This is a genomic window from Psychrobacter sp. Marseille-P5312, from assembly GCF_900291405.1.
Classification (GTDB): Bacteria; Pseudomonadota; Gammaproteobacteria; order Pseudomonadales; family Moraxellaceae; genus Psychrobacter; species Psychrobacter celer.
This window is the reverse complement of record NZ_OLML01000001.1, coordinates 1,995,690-2,012,642: the sequence shown is the minus strand read 5'-3', so window position 1 is coordinate 2,012,642 and position 16,953 is coordinate 1,995,690. Positions and strand designations below refer to the sequence as shown.

Below are 16,953 nucleotides of genomic sequence, written 5' to 3'. Positions count from 1 at the left end.
ACGTCTCATCTATCCGTCTGATGGAGCCAAGGAAAAGGTTGCACCGTGACTCTACTACCTGCTACGACATCACCACTGTCTTTGTCCAACACGACAAAGCAGTTGGAGAGGCTAAGCTGTTTGATTCTATGCGACTGCTGCCTGGCAAAACACTCCACTTCATACTCGCCTGCAGCGTTTTGCGTCAATACGCCGCGCTGAAAATCTTTGCGACCGACTGATTTTTTGATGTCGTTTGTTAGTTTAGCCTTGATATGTATTTGCATCGGCTGCTCAGATACGCGCGCGCCTGATAATTGCCATAGTGCCGGTAGCACAAACTGTAGCGTACCAACGACTGTCGATAAAGGGTTACCAGGTAAGCCAAAGTACAGTACTGGTTTATCCAAATCTTTAGCAAGCTCCCCAAACACAAAAGGCTTACCAGGCTTCATTGCCACTTTGTAATGGTTAATTTGCCCGAGCTGCTCGATGACGGTAGTCAAAAAATCATAATCACCCACCGACACGCCAGCGGTCGAGATTAGCACATCACAGTCTTGCATAGCCTCATTAATAGCAGTCGTGGTCTTATCCAAATCATCAGGGATAATGCCGTAGTCGCGAATGGTAATCGGCAAACCAGCCAGCAAAGTCTTTAACGTTGGGGTGTTGGAGTTGTATATTTGCGCTAGACTTGTCAGCTCATCACCGACAGCCACCAGCTCATCGCCCGTTGCCAGTAGCCCGACGATAAGCGGCGCAAAGACGCTGACTTGGCTGATACCTAAGCTTGCAAGTAGGCTAATATCAGCAGGGTTTATGCGCTTACCGACTGTCAATACCGCTTCACCTGCCTCTATCTCTTCGCCTTGCCGGCGAATATTGCTATCCACTTTGGCCGCTTGGGTCAGTGTTACCCGATAAGGCTTTGATTTGTCGATTGTGTCTTTTATTTTTGCAAAGTTGGTGTTTTCTTGCATGATGACGGTGTCGCAACTATCAGGCACCACCGCCCCTGTAAAAATCCGTACGCCCTGCCCTGCTACAAGCCGATCTGTATAAGCGCTGCCCGCTTGTGACTCGCCGATGATCTCGATAGTGCTATCTGCCGATAGTTCGCTGCCTTGCGCGATAGCATAACCATCCATCGCCGATAGGTTTTGTCTAGGTATATCAAAAGGCGAGGCGATATCTTGCGCCAGTATCTGATTGCCGCTGTCTTGCAAAGCGCACGTCCTAATAGCTCTTTGCCTTAGAGAAAAATCATTATTATTGTAATCTTCTACGCGCGCTTTTATCGCTAATTGCAAGGCTTCCATGGTAATCATAAAAGGGTACTCTTCTTTTTTTGACGGCTATTAAATCGCTCAATGAGCAGCTATTTTTCTCGCGTATCAGATTGACTATAGCTGATATAGCAATCCTAGATTAGCGCAAAAAAAGCACCTAATAAGGTGCTTTTTGTTGTAGTTGTTAACGGCTTACTGTAGAGCCTAGCAAAAACGTGGGCAAAATACCTTCTTTAACAGCTTAACCTTAGTAGCCAACCAGATGACACAGCCAGTTTAACAGCCTAGCTCACCATGAGGCTAGGCTTGCAGCACTGCGCTGAGTAATAAAGCCATCTGGCGTCTGGCCATTATCTGCTTGCCAACGCTGAAACGCCCTACGCGTATTGGTGCCTACGATACCGTCAGCACCTTTGGTATCGTAACCCATGCTGGTCAGGCGCTGCTGGAGATTGCGTACTTGCACAGTCGATAATGGGCGCTCATAACGTGGCCATGATTTATATAGACCGCCTTGCCCTGCCAGCGCTTTGCCCAACAAGCTGACCCCTAGGGCATAGCTTGATGAATTATTATAGACTTTGATCACATCAAAATTGGGACTGAGCAGCAGTGCAGGACCATCTTTGCCAGCCGGTAGCCACAACTCCATCTGGGTATTGGCATCCAAAGACACATCATCGATGGTATCGATACCAAGCGCCGCCCATTTGGCCGCCGACTGTTTGCTGCCAACAACGGCATAATCAAAAGATGCAGGAATTCTCACTTCATAAAAAGGCGCTAAGCCGCGTACCCAGCCTGAGTTACTCAGATAATTGGCAGTAGACGCCAATGCATCTCCCGTTGCCCAAGGGTTGCGGTGACCATCACCATCGCCATCTACCCCTTGTTTGAGCCAAGTATCAGGGATGAATTGGGTTTGCCCCATGCCGCCCGCCCAAGAGCCATCAAGCTGTGACCATGACACATCACCGCGCTGCAATAACGAAGCAAGCGACAACAACTGAGTTTCGGCAAACTCTTGGCGACGACCGTCATAGGCAAGGCTGGCAAGCGAGCTTGGAATGCTACTGTTGCCCGTCACCGCGCCATACGAAGACTCCATCCCCCATATTGCCGCGATGATTTCGGCATTGACGCCATACTGCGACTGTAACTGGGACAAAAACGCCCGCTGCTCTGCAAACTTACGCTTACCTGTGCTGACTCTGCCGTCTGATACCGCCGAATCCACATACTCCCACGGCATTTTAGAAAACTCAGGCTGCCCTGAGTCTAAAGAGATGACTTGCTGATTGAGATACGCCAAATCTAGCAGGCGGCGGATGGTCTGTGCATCATGACCTGACGCTATGGCGCGCATAGAAAAATCCGACTTCCAGTCAGAAAAACTGCCATAGCTTGGTTTTGCGACTGGCTGGGGTTTGACAGCAGGCTTGGGGGTCGGCTTGACCTGAATGGTCTGAGTTTGAGTAATCTGCACGTTAGCCTGACGCACAGGTTTGCTAGGTTTTTGCATCGCTTGCTGGCTGGTACAGCCCACCATGACTAGCGCTGGGAAAAGAGCAATATAGTGTTTTTTTAAAATCATAAGAAGTCTCAGGTGTGAATAAGTACTATCGGTAAGCCATACCGTTGCCAAAAATCAGAGTAATGAGCATAGAGTAACTATATATCACTCATCAGTCGTTTATCATCTTTTTAGGGCTTGGGATAACTTAGCAAATAAAAACCAGCAGCGGTAGAGCAGCAATGCTAGGCCGTGCTGCACAATCAATCATGGCACTGACAAAGACTAGCGTCCCAATACTGCCCGTGGATCAATAGGGTTGCCATTTAAGCGTACTTGAAACTCCAGGCCCACTTGATTGGTTTGGCCACTACTCCCCATATTGGCAATACGTTGGCCTCGCTGCACCGCGTCCCCTTCTTTAACCAAAAGCTGGCTATTGTGAGCGTAGGCGGTGATATAGTTGTCACTATGACGAATCATGATCAGATTGCCATATTCAGGCAGACCGTTACCTGCATATAGCACTGTCCCTGATTGGCTCGCCAGTACAGGGTCGCCGATGTTGCCAGCAAACCACATGCCCATCGTGCCAGCCGCCGCATCAAAGTTACGTGTCACTTGGTTGCGGCTCGGGTACTCATAGCCTGACGTGGCGTTTGCCGTGACTTCATAGACAGGGCTGGTGTTATTAGGTGTGCTGGTAACAGGCGGGTTGTAAGTAGGCTGTGGCCGTGTCTGAGCAGGCGCGTTATAGCGATTGTTATTGGCAGCATTTGGCTGTCCTTGCCAGAGCTTTAGCCATTGGCCACTATAGATGGTGTATTTGCTATCTAAGCCATTGATTGCACCAATTTGACGATAATTTAGGCGATAACGGGCGGCGATTTGGCTGACGGTATCACCGCGCTGGACCAAATGGTAGTTAGGAACCCCTTGTGCGTTGGTGACGATCTTGGGCGCAGCTTGGTTTGCTGTCTGATAAGTAGGTTTGGTGGCACAGCCTACCATCGTTAGCGCAGCGGCGGCCATGCTACCAATCAACACCGACGTTGCAAGGTGCGATCCTGTGTTAAGCTTTTTCATACAAGGTTCCTATTCTTTCTCTCACTCATCAGTTTTTGTCTCATTGAGTGGTTTGTGTGCCACTCATACGTATTATGCTTTTTGGGTTATCTATCATATGGCCACAGACCTCAGCTGTCTATGATTTGTGCTATTACTCCTGCCTTTATCGCCTCAATTATCTTCATAAGGCCAAACTCGACAACGTCTCTAACGCTGCTTTTGGCGCATGGTGCAATCGCACAGGCGATAGGCTGACATAGTTTTCGGCCACAGCTTTATCGTCGGTCATCACACCTGCCACCTCATAGGTTTGCTGGTATAAGGGGTTAAGCGCCTGACGATCTGGTAATCGGGTCGTTTCGTCACCCTCCTCATCATTTCGCACTGATGCGGCGTGGGCGTTTTTGCGTTTGCGTAACGACAGCCAATACGCATCTCGCCCGCGCGGATCCACCATGTGATGGACGGGGCGCGCAATCTGAGCATGGCCAAGCGTGGTGATTTTTCGGCCTTTTATCTCAGCACTACTGTGCACATCAGGAATATTAACGTTTAATACGTGATAGGGCAAACTTTTACACATCGACAAAATGGCGGTCTCACGAATGAGCTTGGCAATCTCCTCAGCAGCCACTTTATAGTGACAGGCATCCTCTTGCCCTCGTCGTTTGCCTGCCTTTTTTCCTTTGACACCGCCGCCTACCAAAGAAGTGGCAATCGCGGGTATACCAAAAATCTGAGCGGTCAATGCTGCACCAAAGGTACCAGAAAACAAGACATCTTGTCCCAAATTGGCGCCTGAATTGATACCGGTGACGATACAATCAAAGTCCGTATCACGGTACAGCTCGTGCAATGCCAGATAAATACAGTCGGCAGGAGAGCCATTGACAGCAACAAAACCTGACGGCAACTGATGAGCATACAGCGGCTTTGAGACACTAAGCGAGCTTGCGCAGCCACTTTGCTCTTCGCTTGGGGCGACGACGACGACCTCACCGATGGTCGATAGTGCCTGAGCCAATGCCAATAGTCCTGGCGCGTGTACGCCATCATCATTGCTAAGTAAAAATCTCATATTTGCTCGTTGTTTTTGTCTTTAACCGTTTGTCTGCTTTTCAGCCTTTTTGTCATAATATTGCTATACTCGGCGCAGCATTGCCTAGATGATAGGCCATCATGAAGATGATAAACACGTGGTTTCCCTTGGCAAATCTGCTTATTTGCTCAGTTTGGCCCCGACCCCTACGGCGGGGTGCCTTAGCCTACAGAGTAAAGAGCGACAGCGCAAACGGTTGATTGGTAAAATTTATCGCCCAAGGATACCTTCTTCCTTATACTTATAAATTGTGCTAACTCACTACCCATGGTAAAGATCATCAGCGCGCCCTGCTGGTATCGTAAGTAAAAGCGCAAAAAAGCAAAAGGGCAAAAATAAATGGCGATTATACCCCAATCATACACTGACGCACACATAGCAGACCAAACCATAGATGCAATAGATACAAATATGAAGGCTCACAGCCTACAGTATTCAAGACTTTACAGCTTTAGCAGAATTATCCTGAACTATTTATGGCAGAGCGTCATACCGACAGTACAGATTAAATGATAAGCAAAAACTTGCCATTAGGTTACAATAGGCAACAACGCACTACAATACAAACTTATACTTTTAGGCGGACGTAACTTAGCTGACGATGCTACTGATATGTTGCTGCAAGATGGCTTTGGCTCACAATATATCTACACATAAATCAATATTTTATGTGACTTTTGTTTTTTTACCCATTAACATATGACCATCAAATAAAGATAAGCGAGTGTAATACAGAATGAAAAATCAATCGATATTATCTATAGCTTCTGTGCTAGCGAAGACCGCATCCAAGGTAGGTCTTGCAGGACTGATAACGTCTGTTGCCATGCTGTCTCAAGCCTCCTATGCGGCAAACAATGCTGCAACGACCATTCCTTTAGACATGTCTGGCATCAACATCACCAAGCATGAAATCGCTGTGATGCAAGTGCTTTCAGAGATTTGTCCGCCGATGCTAAACGGTAAGCAAAAACAGCGTTTTTATAAGTCTTATAACGTGCAGTTGCACGAGCTGATGCCGTCACTAGAAGACCCCAAAGCGGCGATTCAATACCTATCAACGCAGCAAGACTATCGCCAAATTCTCCAAGGCATCCGTAGCTGGACGATGGGGTTTTCTAAGCAAGACAACCGAGCGCTGTGCGAAGATTTGGCCAATGCTGAATACTAGTACCCTCTCATCACCACTTACGATAAGCATGATAAGACAGACGATTTAAAAAAATAAACAAAAACGTGCCACTGTGCTTTTGACGCCAAAATAACATTGATCATCAACGACATTGACTTCCTCCCCTCCCTAAACGGAGGGGATTCCTACTAAAGACGGCCAAGCCCGACCGCGAGAATGTTTTTTGCTCCATTAACATCTCTGTTATGGGTCGTTTTACAAGAACGACAAAACCACTCTCTTATACCAAGCCCTTCTCTACCTTTCGGACTGTCTTGGCGGGAGCCGCAACACGAGCAGGTTTGGGTGGTGTACGCTTCATTGACTTCGATATAGTGGCAACCTGCGTTCGCGCATTTATAATCCAGTTGCCGCTTAATCTCAAACCAACCAGCATCATAGACGGATTTGGCCAGTTTGGATGAAGTGAATGATGTTGATTTAATCTTACCAACAACGATTAAGTTGTTGGCTTTAACAAGCTTTGATGTGAATTTATGGATCAAGTCTTGGCGGGTATTTTTGATCTTGGCGTGAATGGCTTTGACCCGCTTTTTGTTTTTAGCACGCCCAGCAATTGCCAGTTTTTCAGCATATTGATGGGTGACTTTGATTTGTAGCTGATCACCCTCACTACTGACTGCTGAATCCTTGCAGCCTAAATCAATACCGACTTGGCCAGTGCCACATTTAATCTTTGGAAAATCTTTAACGGTGATACAGGCGTACCAGTGACCCCGTGCGTCTTGCACCAACTCACAAGTATTGATGCGGTAGAGCGAGAGGTTATAGCTATCCCACAGATCAATGGTCAGTTTTTCACCCTTAGCGAGGCTTAGCTGAATAGTAGATTTAAGGCTTTTATTGCCTGATTGACGGGTTGAAAGGTGTTTTACGGCTGTCTTTTTAAAAGGAATCCAGCCCAAACTTCTTCTCTTGGCCTTTGGGTTGTTGGTACGCCAGTTGAGTTTGGCTTTTTTAAACTGTTTACGAGCCTTGGCATGGGTTTCAGAGATGGCTTGTAGGGTTTGGCTGTGCAAGTTTAAATACTCGCCACTGCCTTTGGTATAAGCGGCCAAATCATAGGCTGAAAAGAATTTTCCTGTACACTTAAGATGTTTAAAACTTAGCTCATTGACGTAATTCCAGACAAAATTAACCGACCCAGCCAAGATATTGAGCTGAGTGGCGTGTTTGTCTTTGATGCGTAGCTTGAGCGTTTTCATGGAATCATTATGATCTCAATGGGTTTGGTTATCAAGGCAATCTAAATCTTAGGTGACAACGGCTGACGCCTGATATCCACGCCCTAGAAGGATGTGGTTTTACGGCGTTAGATGATAAAAAACGACACAAGCGGGCGTCCAGAGCGAGACAAAGCGTCAAGATTTTTAATGTCTTTAATATTTTTCTGACGAGTGATAGATGACATAAAAGCTTGCTGTATTGCCAGAAGATGGGCCATGCAGCAGGCTTTTTTGCAACCGAATATCGCGCTGGGTTTGTTTTCTAAGATACCTTATAGATAGGTGAAGATAGCCTGAGTTACGTGATAAACGCAATAAGCGAACATAGATACAAGCAGGGCTTTTTATTTTTGGTGGTGCCTTATTTTTTGCAGTTATCGATTCCCCATCGGTTATCATTTTGCTAAGATAAGGCGTTAATTTTATGTCTGTCGCACCATCGTCACTGCCATCATTAATCCCTTGTTTTTGAATATAATATTTAAGACATACGAAAAAAATGACCGAGGTTTGGGGCGAGTCGCAAGCGGCAGATACATTTGGTTTTATGATGCGGTGTAACGATATATGACAGTAAAGCGTGTAAAAAATCAGCTGGTACAGCTGCTCGTTGGTGTAAGTGTTTCTATGAGTGCGATGATGGCAAATGCCGCCATTCAGCCACCCGAGATGGACAATACCGCCTATGTATTAATGGACTACAACACTGGTGAAATCTTGGCACAAAAAAACGCCAATGAAGCGCTACCGCCAGCATCTTTGACAAAAATGATGACCAGCTACATCATCGAGCAGCGCCTCGCCTCAGGTGACCTAAAAGAAGACGATCAAGTACTGATGAGCCCAAATGCGTGGTGCCGCGGCAGTAGCAGTCAGTCTTGTATGTACGTCCCTGTCAATAAAACCGCCAGTGTCCTCGACATGCTGCGCGGCATCATCATTCAATCTGGTAATGATGCTTCAAAAGCTATGGCAGAGCATATCGCTGGTAGCGAAGCTTCGTTTGCCATCTTGATGAATGAGCAAGCAGAAAAGCTGGGCATGGAAAACACCCATTTTGTCAACTCGACAGGTATGCCTGACGAAGGCCATAGAGCTTCAGCGCTGGACTTGGCCAAGCTATCGCGCGCTATCATCAAAAACAGCGGCGACTACTATGGCTTGTATGCCGAAAAAGAGTTTACCTACAATGGCATCACACAAGGCAACCGCAACGCCCTACTAGCGACTGACCCCACGGTCGACGGTCTAAAAACCGGGCATACAGATGCTGCAGGCTACTGCTTGGCCGCCTCGAGCAAACGTGATGGCATGCGTCTGATTTCTGTGATCATGGGCACCGAAAGCCCGCAAGCCCGTGCCGACCAGTCGCGCGCGCTGCTTAACTGGGGTTTTGGTCACTTCACCACCGTCACCAAAGCACCTGCTGGGCAGTTTGTCAGTAAAGTACCTGTCTGGTTTGGCGAGACCGACGAAATTGAGCTGGTCACAGGCGATAACCTGCAAATACTGACCAGTAAGACGCAAAAAAACAAAATAACCACCGTGGTCGACATCCCCGAAAGCTTAGAAGCCCCCATCAAAAAAGGACAAAACATCGGTAAAATGATGGCGGTCATCGACGGCAAGGCAGTGGCATCTGTGCCTATTATTGCCACCAGTGATATCGAACAATCAGGATTTTTGAGCCGCACGTGGCAGCATGTGGTTCGCTGGGTACAAAGCTTTTTTTAAGCATTTGGCATAACTTATATACAAAAAAAAGACGCTCATCTATCGGAGCGTCTTTTTTTGTTTGCATAAAATCAAGGCTTGTAGCATCACACTCATCTCGCCATGTCTGTAGTTAATCCCACCATATCATGTCCAAACGAGCCAGCGTTTTATCAAATCGCTCAACCCTTTATCACTATATATCACCATGTGGCAATAGTCGACACCAGCGGCTTTTAGCCCATGCTCAAAGCTCTCTAAGCTGCGCACGTGGTGTTTTGGATACCAGTATATCAATAGCGCCCGATGGGTGATATCAGCGTTTTCTATCTGACGAATACGAGTGGCCAATGCCTCTGCCCTCGCAGGATACACGTCTTCTGCAAACATCACTATGTCGATTTTTTTGTGGCATATCTCATCTAGCGCCAGCTGCTCATGCTGATGGCAGATCACCTGCGCGCCTAACCGCTCAAGCTCTTCCACCAAAAACCCCACTTCGTGATAATAATAGTAAATAATACTCAGCCCCGCCAGCACTTGCTGCTGATGGACTTGCTGCTGGTTGGGCAGAGGAATGGTCAAGACAAACTCTGTACCAACGCCCAGCTCACTATGGACATCGATACTCGCTCCCATCAGCTGGGCCATTTGTTTGACGACGGGCAAGCCTATTCCTGAGCCTTCGTATTGCCGCGTTTGTGACGAATCCACCTGAAAAAACGGATTAAAAATATCGTCGATGTGATTATTATCGATGCCGATGCCCGTGTCTTTTACGCTAATCTGCCAGCGATTACTTTTATCAAAATGCGTGAGCTGCGAGGTAATGGTAACCTGCCCCGCTGAGGTAAACTTAATGGCATTACTTAGCAAAATCGAGAGTATTTGCTGTATCTTTTTTACATCACCTTGTAGGCCATAATCTATATGATGCACTTGGCTAATCAGCTCTAAGCCCTTACGTTTAGCGACAGGCTCAAACTCTGCCAACAGATCAGCGATCAGCTGTAGTGGGTTGAACTCACTAAGATGAATGGTCATCTGACCTTTTTGTATCTGATTCAACTGAATGATATGCTCAAGCGAAGACACCAGCTTGTCACTGCCACTACTGATAATATCGACCGCGTCTTTTTGCTCTCGGCTCAAGGTTTCATAATCTAGCAGTTGTAAGCCGCCGACAATGGCATTTAATGAGGTTTTTAGCTCGTGGGTTATCATGCTCTGAAAATTATGCAGCTGCACATCGAGCGATACATCTTTGCTGTGTAGCTGCTGCTCAAAGATCGCCACCGCTTCATAGTCTTGTTTGACGTCTTGCAAGCGTTTAAACAGTACAATCAAAGCCTGCTTGATTTGCACCAGCTCCTGAAAATTAAAATGCTGAGCAATAACGGGCAGTTTTTCAAGCTCAGGCGTCCTAATGATGATGTCGCATCCTTCAGTGAGTGCGTCCAAATCCCTAACCGGCCAGTTGAGCTTGCGTAAGATATACAGCGCCCAGATCACAACCAGCAAAATCGTAACCAGCCACAATAAAGCATTGCTTTGAAACCAGCTTGCGCGCAGTTTATTGACATCTAAGGTGATATTAATATAACCGACCAGCGTACTCTTGGCATTTTTTGTGGTGCTTGAGGACGCCGCTAGGTCTGATGACTGGCGCGGTAAACCATCAGCATCAGAGAGCGTAGCGGCAATCTTGAGACTATCTGGTTGCAAGTCATTACTGACGACTGGGTAATTAAAGCTGACCGTATCGGCAAACAGGGCGTTTTTCCAGTCGCCTCTAGATTGACTGGTATCACTGATAGGCTGAGGGGTTGAGTAAAATAAAATACTCTGAATACTTGGCTCATTTTCTAATAAAAAGGCAACTTGCTCCGCTACGATATCTGCCCCTTCTGCTGTCGAGGCGCTGGCGGTCAATACCGCGGCAAGCTGATCTATATGCCGATGCGTTTCTTTGTAATGATAAGTCAGACCATAGACAAAAGACAATATAAATCCTGCCAACACAGCCAGCGTAATGACCTGTACGACAGAGCGCCAGATAAGCATAGGAATGGTGCGAGATCGAGGGCTGTTCATATCACTCAACGAAGCCAAGACAACTTTTTATTCATACTACAGGTATTTTGCAGAAGTGATAAGAAAAACATGCAGATATTTTTGGGCAAGTACCGTCCTACTGGCATCAGATGTGCCAATTTCATATTGGATGACTATACACAACGAGGTGAGAATAAAAACAGCGGCGCAGGACTATGCCGCCTTATCGTGACAACGATACAGGCGACATCATAAAGCGACTGGTTCGTACACTCGCCACTGGCAAATTAGCCATTAGCAAGTTAGCGAGGTTTTTTATCTTTGGTGGTGAATTTTTTTGCCCGATTGCGCTCACGTTGGCGTAACTGCTGCGCTTTTGCTTTCGTCGGCGTGTCGCTTTTATTGGCATAGGGGTTGTCATTTTGTCGAAAGATGACATTCAGCGGTGTGCCTTCAAGCTTAAAGACTTGACGAAATTGGTTTTCGAGGTAACGCTGATAGCTCTTCGGTAGCGCACTGGTTTGGTTACCGTGAATGACGATGACCGGTGGGTTGTGACCACCGATATGCGCATAACGCAGCTTGATACGGCGACCTGCGACGGTCGGTGGTGGGTTGGCTGTCACAGCGTCTTGCAATATCTGCGTCAAGCGATTGGTCGATACCTCAAACATAGATGACTGATAAGCGCGCAAAATCGACGGGTATAAGTTGCCCACGCCGGTACCATGTAGCGCTGAGATCAGGTGCACTTTCACAAAAGGAATAAAGCTAAAGCGGCGATCCATCTCAAGCTTGATATAGTCTTTTTGGTCTTGGCTGAGACCATCCCATTTGTTTATCGCGACCACCAGCGCCCGACCTGCATCGAGCGCATAGCCTATCATATGCAAGTCTTGATCGACGATGCCTTCTTGCGCATCGATGACAATCACTGTCACATTGGAGTCTTCGATGGCTTGTAGGGTTTTGATAACGGAGAATTTTTCTACTTTTTCATCAATTTTGCCGCGGCGGCGCACGCCTGCGGTGTCGATGAGGACATAGTCCTTACCATCCCGTTTATAAGGAATATAAATACTGTCGCGCGTGGTGCCTGGCATATCAAACACCACCACCCTATCTTCGCCAAGCAAACGGTTGACTAAGGTAGATTTGCCGACATTTGGACGACCGACAATGGCAAGTTTTAAGCCATTTGGTTCGACGACGTTTTCTTGCTCAGGCATATCAGCGGTCAGCACTTCTAGCAAGTTACCGACACCGCGGCCGTGGCTGGCGGCCATCGGATACGGCTCGCCCAAACCAAGCGCATAAAACTCCGCAGGCGCGGCATCATGGACGCCATCGACTTTGTTGGCGACCACATAGACAGGCTTGCCCAATGTATGCAAAAACTTACCAATCTCAGCATCAGCGCCAATCATCCCAGACCGCGCATCCACCACAAACACGATGATATCTGCCTCATGAATCGCTGTGTGCGATTGCTCAGACATATAATCATCGATATTGCCACTGCCATCATCTGCCTCACCAATACCACCCGTATCGACAACGATAAACGATTTGTTTTCGTAGGTAGCATCGCCGTACTGACGGTCACGCGTCAGCCCCGACATATCAGCAACCAATGCCTGCCGACTTTTTGTAAACTGGTTAAATAAGGTGGATTTACCGACGTTTGGACGACCAATTAAGGCGACCACAGGCTTGATACTCATGGGTTACTCTCAGTGAAAGGCACAATGGCAGACCGTACAGCGACTAAAATCATAGTCGCAAATATTGTTGTACGTGACCGCAAATTAATATAAATGATAAAACGACAGCAGATACAATCATCGACCCTATGACATAAACTCTATAATAAGCAAGCCTACAGTGATGATTGTATCTCTCAGACACCATTTTATCGGATCTATCAAATGATGTCGTCTATATGGTAAACCTACCGCATATCGGTCGCATAGAGTACGCGAAAGCCTGCGTTTAAACAAGCAGTTTACAACCAAGCACAAAACGCTGACCTAGCAGCGTGAGTGATAATAGCAGTGATCGTGATATCAATCCGCAAGTCTAATGGCTGGCTGATAACAATATCACGACTCATCAGCTGCCGCGTGACACAGTCTATAATACTTAACGTATCAGCTGCCAGATAGCCACTTGACCTGAGGTGCTCTGCGTTAGCAAACGACTTCCTTGTACTTGCAAGTTGGTCAACGCCCCCTTGGTCTGTACACGGCTGATGATTTGACCATTGGCAGGGTTGAACAAATGCACCACACCTTCTAAATCACCGACCGCGATATAATCACCAATCATCACAGGGTTGGTCAAGTGACGATACGCCAGCTCATCGCTCTCCCAGAGCATCTCGCCATTGCTGCGATCATACGCAACCACTTTACCATCTAGGCTGGTGGCGATGACTTGCTGATTATTGACAGCAAGGGATTTGAGACTGGCAAGCTCATTGACAAATAAAACCTGACGCGAGGCCAAATCAATACCCAATAACTGACCACTATAGCTGATTGCAAACAGCTGGTTTTGATCAACAGTAGGCGTGCCATCGACATCGCTCATACGCTCAACTTCGCTGCTGCCCATACCGACACCGACGCGTCTCGACCACTGCGGCAGACCACTATCAACCGTCACCGCATGCAAACGGCCATCTGCGGTCGCCAGCAACGCGGTCTTGCTGTCTAGTAGGGTTGGCGCAGCGCTACCGCGTACACTGATGGCAGGCACTTGAGTGGCAAACTGCCATACGGACTGGCCGGTTTGTAGAGATAAGCCGTGCAAAAACCCATCATTCGCTGACAAAATCACGCGATTATTACTGACCAAAGCTGGCGTCAATACCGACCCTGATAGCTGCTGCTGCCAGCGTTTGGCACCCGTTGTACTATCAAACGCCATCACCTGACCGCCACGTGTGCTAATGATTGCTGTTTGGCTTAAGGCATCTACTGTCACGCCGCCGGTGATTTGATCACCGACATTGACTGACCACAGACGCTCACCTGCATTATCAAACCCTATCAAGTCGCCACCGCGTGAGGCTGTGACCATTTGACCATTGGCATAGCCAACTTGCAGCGCCAAAGGATCTTTTTTACTGGCTTTTTTATTGCCAACATCTGCGCTAAAGACAGGCTGTAGCACAGTGACCGGCTCTGCAATTTGTACCAAATCGACAGGATCATTGACGACAGGCTTGATACCGCGATTACACCCAATCACTGCAGTGCTCATTACTGCCAGTACGGCCACATGCATGACTGTCTTTTTGATAATATTGGCTGTTGACATGTTGCTCGAGCGAATGGATTGAGTCATCATAGGTTCTCACTACAAAAATTATTATGGATTAGTGGATTGGGCGGTCAGTCTGTGGCTCATCCATCAATGATCTGCTCACAGTGCTGCCTGGTTTTAATTGTCTTGGTGACGGTTATAAATTTTTTTAAATAGATAACAGCCACTTATCAACTCTACTCTCACGATCAGCCCACTGGCCGCCAATCTAGCATATAGAATTCTGTTGGTACTGCCTAGGGTGCTGATAAAACATCAGCGCTATTATTCGTTAATAGCGCCTAATACAATACCACTACTGTGTAACTTCGGCCGATGCGCCCTCTACCACTGGTGGCGGCTCAGATATCGCAGGCCCTGGTACAGCAGGCTCTTGAATCAGACTGGCTTGCGCCTCGATGGGCTCAGGCATTACCCCCAAGCTCTCCATCTTCAGTGCCAATACTGCACGCATTTCTTGACGCTCACGTAACAGCTCCCACGCATTATTGTAAGCGTTGATGGCCAAATCTTTATCGTTTTGTGCTAGATAGATATCGCCTAGCAACTCTTGCTGACTGGCTTCAAATGAGCTTGGCATGTCTTGTTTGGCTTCTGCCAGTGCGCCCTCAGTATCACCTGCTGCCAGTAGCGTGTTGGCATAACGTAGACGGGTAATGGCGCTTAGGCCAGCGTCGTTCAAGTCAATTGCCAATGCCTGCTTCAGGGTATTTGCCGCGGCGGTAAAATCATCACTATCCACTTGGTGACGGGCTTTTATCATCAGCGCTTGCCACGCATAGACTGAATCGCCGTGGGCGGCAACCAATGCATCGATATCTTTATCCAGTTGTGTGCGGCTTTGTGCCAGCGCTTCTTGCGCCTCAGCTTCCAAATCTGGGTTTTGCGCCGCCAGACTGATTTCTTCATTAAGCCGCTGGATATCCGCGTAGTGATCTGCTGCGACTGTATCAACGCGCGCATGGTTATTTTGCCAGTATGTCCAACCAAAATAAGCGGCCAACGCCAACAAAATCGCAGTGACGATATAACTGCCATACTGCTTTAACGCGTCCATTGAATTGTCTGGATTTGGCGAATTGGGTGTCAAAGCCATAAAGGGTTACCTAATAAAAGTGTTATAAAAATGCTGAGGCGAAAGCCGATATCAAATGATTAACCTATTAATTGATTGACTAATCGATCGACCCATTCATCACTGGCGCGAAAAATTGTCTGCATTCGATAGCCAGTCTTGCGAGACACTACGCTGCTCGCCTGTCTGCATATCTTTGATACTCACCAAATTGTCATCGAGCTCTTGCTGAGCAATAATCACCGTGAGCGCAGCCCCTGATTTATCCGCCTTTTTCATTTGCGCTTTTAGACTGGTGGCACTTGCCATCTTGACTCGGATATCTGGACGCTCATAACGTAGGTTTTGGGCATACTTGATACCTGCGCTATAGACTTCTGGATGAGCGACCACAAAGACATCGCAGGCCGAAACGTCTGCCATCGGCGCGACCGCCTCTAGTAACAATAATAAACGCTCAAGCCCCATGGCAAATCCAACGGCAGGCTCAGATTTGGCAGGTTTACTGCCGTCGGTACCTACAGACTTTAGCTGGCCAATCAAACCATCATAACGACCACCTGCACAGACGGTGGCTTGGCTACCTAGCTTGTCTGTCACCCATTCAAAGACGGTCTTATTGTAATAATCCAGACCGCGTACCAGATGCGGATTGATCTCAAAATCGATACCAAGCGCGGTCAAGTATGCCTGCACTTGCTCAAAGTGCGCCATACTCTCCGTACCCAAAAACTCAGCCAGCTTTGGCGCATCATTCAATAACGCCTGCGTACTCGCCTCTTTGCTGTCTAAGATACGTAGCGGGTTGGTCGTCAGACGGCGCTTGCTATCCTCGTCAAGCTGATCTTGTTTGTCGGTTAGATAAGCGACTAGGGCCTCACGATAAGCATGGCGCTCGTCGATTTCACCCAAGCTGTTTAGTTGCAAGCGCATCTCGTCTTTGAGACCCAGCGCTTGCCACATCAGATGCGTCATCGCGATCAGCTCAGCATCGGCATCGGGCAGCGCACTACCGAAGCTTTCGACTCCTAATTGATGAAACTGACGATAGCGGCCTTTTTGCGGACGCTCATAGCGAAACATGGGGCCGATGTACCATAGTTTGGGCGTATCACCGCGCAGTAGATTGTGCTCGATTACAGCCCTTACCGCGCCTGCGGTGCCCTCTGGGCGCAAGGTCAAAGGAGTGGGCGGCTCAGATTTATCGGCAAAGCTATACATCTCTTTTTCGACGATGTCGGTGGCCCCGCCAATAGCACGGGCAAACAAATCAGTCTGCTCAACGATAGGCAGGCGAATATGCTCATAACCGTACCTACCCAGCACATCCGCCAATATCGCCTCTAATTGTAGCCATTTTGCCGATTGGGTAGGCAAAATATCATTAAACCCTTTGATAGCTTTGATCATG

11 protein-coding genes and 1 pseudogene are annotated in these 16,953 nt (G+C 47.7%); 2 read left to right on the top strand and 10 right to left on the bottom strand.

The features are described from left to right. Positions 1 to 5: 5 nt before the first annotated feature. From glp to surE, 4 genes are all read right to left on the bottom strand, one after another. Entirely contained in the window at positions 6 to 1,310 is a 1,305-nt protein-coding gene (glp, locus tag C6W44_RS08705; RefSeq protein WP_105245032.1) for a gephyrin-like molybdotransferase Glp, read from the bottom strand. 250 nt (positions 1,311 to 1,560) lie between these two features. Further along, positions 1,561 to 2,865: a lytic murein transglycosylase gene (locus C6W44_RS08700; RefSeq protein WP_105245031.1), complete on the bottom strand. Its 1,305-nt coding sequence runs from the start codon at positions 2,863 to 2,865 to the stop codon at positions 1,561 to 1,563. A gap of 204 nt (positions 2,866 to 3,069) precedes the next feature. Further along, complete coding sequence (locus tag C6W44_RS08695) at positions 3,070 to 3,870, bottom strand: M23 family metallopeptidase (protein ID WP_105245030.1); 801 nt, start codon at positions 3,868 to 3,870, stop codon at positions 3,070 to 3,072. Positions 3,871 to 4,033: 163 nt separating this feature from the next. Next, on the bottom strand, positions 4,034 to 4,930 hold the full coding sequence (gene surE, locus C6W44_RS08690) for a 5'/3'-nucleotidase SurE (RefSeq protein ID WP_105245029.1): 897 nt from the start codon (positions 4,928 to 4,930) through the stop codon (positions 4,034 to 4,036). A 757-nt stretch (positions 4,931 to 5,687) separates the two neighbouring features. On the opposite strand from surE, the gene C6W44_RS08685 reads away from it, so the two are divergent. Further along, complete coding sequence (locus C6W44_RS08685; protein WP_075101516.1) at positions 5,688 to 6,122, top strand: MCR_0457 family protein; 435 nt, start codon at positions 5,688 to 5,690, stop codon at positions 6,120 to 6,122. 129 nt (positions 6,123 to 6,251) lie between these two features. On the opposite strand, the pseudogene C6W44_RS08680 reads toward C6W44_RS08685, so the two are convergent. Continuing rightward, positions 6,252 to 7,348: pseudogene (locus C6W44_RS08680) on the bottom strand (RNA-guided endonuclease InsQ/TnpB family protein). A 588-nt stretch (positions 7,349 to 7,936) separates the two neighbouring features. On the opposite strand from C6W44_RS08680, the gene C6W44_RS08675 reads away from it, so the two are divergent. Continuing rightward, the gene (locus tag C6W44_RS08675; protein WP_105245027.1) at positions 7,937 to 9,103 is read left to right on the top strand and encodes a D-alanyl-D-alanine carboxypeptidase family protein; all 1,167 of its coding nucleotides are present in this window, start codon (positions 7,937 to 7,939) and stop codon (positions 9,101 to 9,103) included. Between the two features lie 126 nt (positions 9,104 to 9,229). Here C6W44_RS08675 and C6W44_RS08670 read toward each other — a convergent pair whose 3' ends face one another. The 5 genes from C6W44_RS08670 to hisS form a co-directional block, all read right to left on the bottom strand. Further along, positions 9,230 to 11,176 carry a sensor histidine kinase gene (locus C6W44_RS08670; protein ID WP_105245026.1) on the bottom strand — a complete coding sequence of 649 codons (1,947 nt, stop codon included), beginning with the start codon at positions 11,174 to 11,176 and terminating at the stop codon, positions 9,230 to 9,232. A gap of 263 nt (positions 11,177 to 11,439) precedes the next feature. Next, positions 11,440 to 12,861: a ribosome biogenesis GTPase Der gene (der, locus tag C6W44_RS08665; RefSeq protein WP_105245025.1), complete on the bottom strand. Its 1,422-nt coding sequence runs from the start codon at positions 12,859 to 12,861 to the stop codon at positions 11,440 to 11,442. 418 nt (positions 12,862 to 13,279) lie between these two features. Beyond that, on the bottom strand, positions 13,280 to 14,488 hold the full coding sequence (gene bamB, locus C6W44_RS08660; protein WP_105246591.1) for an outer membrane protein assembly factor BamB: 1,209 nt from the start codon (positions 14,486 to 14,488) through the stop codon (positions 13,280 to 13,282). A 274-nt stretch (positions 14,489 to 14,762) separates the two neighbouring features. Continuing rightward, a complete protein-coding gene (locus C6W44_RS08655) occupies positions 14,763 to 15,563 on the bottom strand; it encodes a YfgM family protein (protein ID WP_105245024.1) in 801 nt (266 codons plus the stop codon). A gap of 99 nt (positions 15,564 to 15,662) precedes the next feature. Further along, positions 15,663 to 16,952, bottom strand: a complete 1,290-nt coding sequence (gene hisS, locus C6W44_RS08650) for a histidine--tRNA ligase (RefSeq protein WP_105245023.1) — start codon at positions 16,950 to 16,952, stop codon at positions 15,663 to 15,665. Position 16,953 lies beyond the last annotated feature (1 nt).

What these genes read in the sequence shown, in the direction of transcription:
- glp (WP_105245032.1), bottom strand. Translation starts at nt 1,310, where the DNA reads ATGATTACCATGGAAGCCTTGCAATTAGCGATAAAAGCGCGCGTAGAA.
- C6W44_RS08700 (WP_105245031.1), bottom strand. Translation starts at nt 2,865, where the DNA reads ATGATTTTAAAAAAACACTATATTGCTCTTTTCCCAGCGCTAGTCATG.
- C6W44_RS08695 (WP_105245030.1), bottom strand. Translation starts at nt 3,870, where the DNA reads ATGAAAAAGCTTAACACAGGATCGCACCTTGCAACGTCGGTGTTGATT.
- surE (WP_105245029.1), bottom strand. Translation starts at nt 4,930, where the DNA reads ATGAGATTTTTACTTAGCAATGATGATGGCGTACACGCGCCAGGACTA.
- C6W44_RS08685 (WP_075101516.1), top strand. Translation starts at nt 5,688, where the DNA reads ATGAAAAATCAATCGATATTATCTATAGCTTCTGTGCTAGCGAAGACC.
- C6W44_RS08675 (WP_105245027.1), top strand. Translation starts at nt 7,937, where the DNA reads ATGACAGTAAAGCGTGTAAAAAATCAGCTGGTACAGCTGCTCGTTGGT.
- C6W44_RS08670 (WP_105245026.1), bottom strand. Translation starts at nt 11,176, where the DNA reads ATGAACAGCCCTCGATCTCGCACCATTCCTATGCTTATCTGGCGCTCT.
- der (WP_105245025.1), bottom strand. Translation starts at nt 12,861, where the DNA reads ATGAGTATCAAGCCTGTGGTCGCCTTAATTGGTCGTCCAAACGTCGGT.
- bamB (WP_105246591.1), bottom strand. Translation starts at nt 14,488, where the DNA reads ATGACTCAATCCATTCGCTCGAGCAACATGTCAACAGCCAATATTATC.
- C6W44_RS08655 (WP_105245024.1), bottom strand. Translation starts at nt 15,563, where the DNA reads ATGGCTTTGACACCCAATTCGCCAAATCCAGACAATTCAATGGACGCG.
- hisS (WP_105245023.1), bottom strand. Translation starts at nt 16,952, where the DNA reads ATGATCAAAGCTATCAAAGGGTTTAATGATATTTTGCCTACCCAATCG.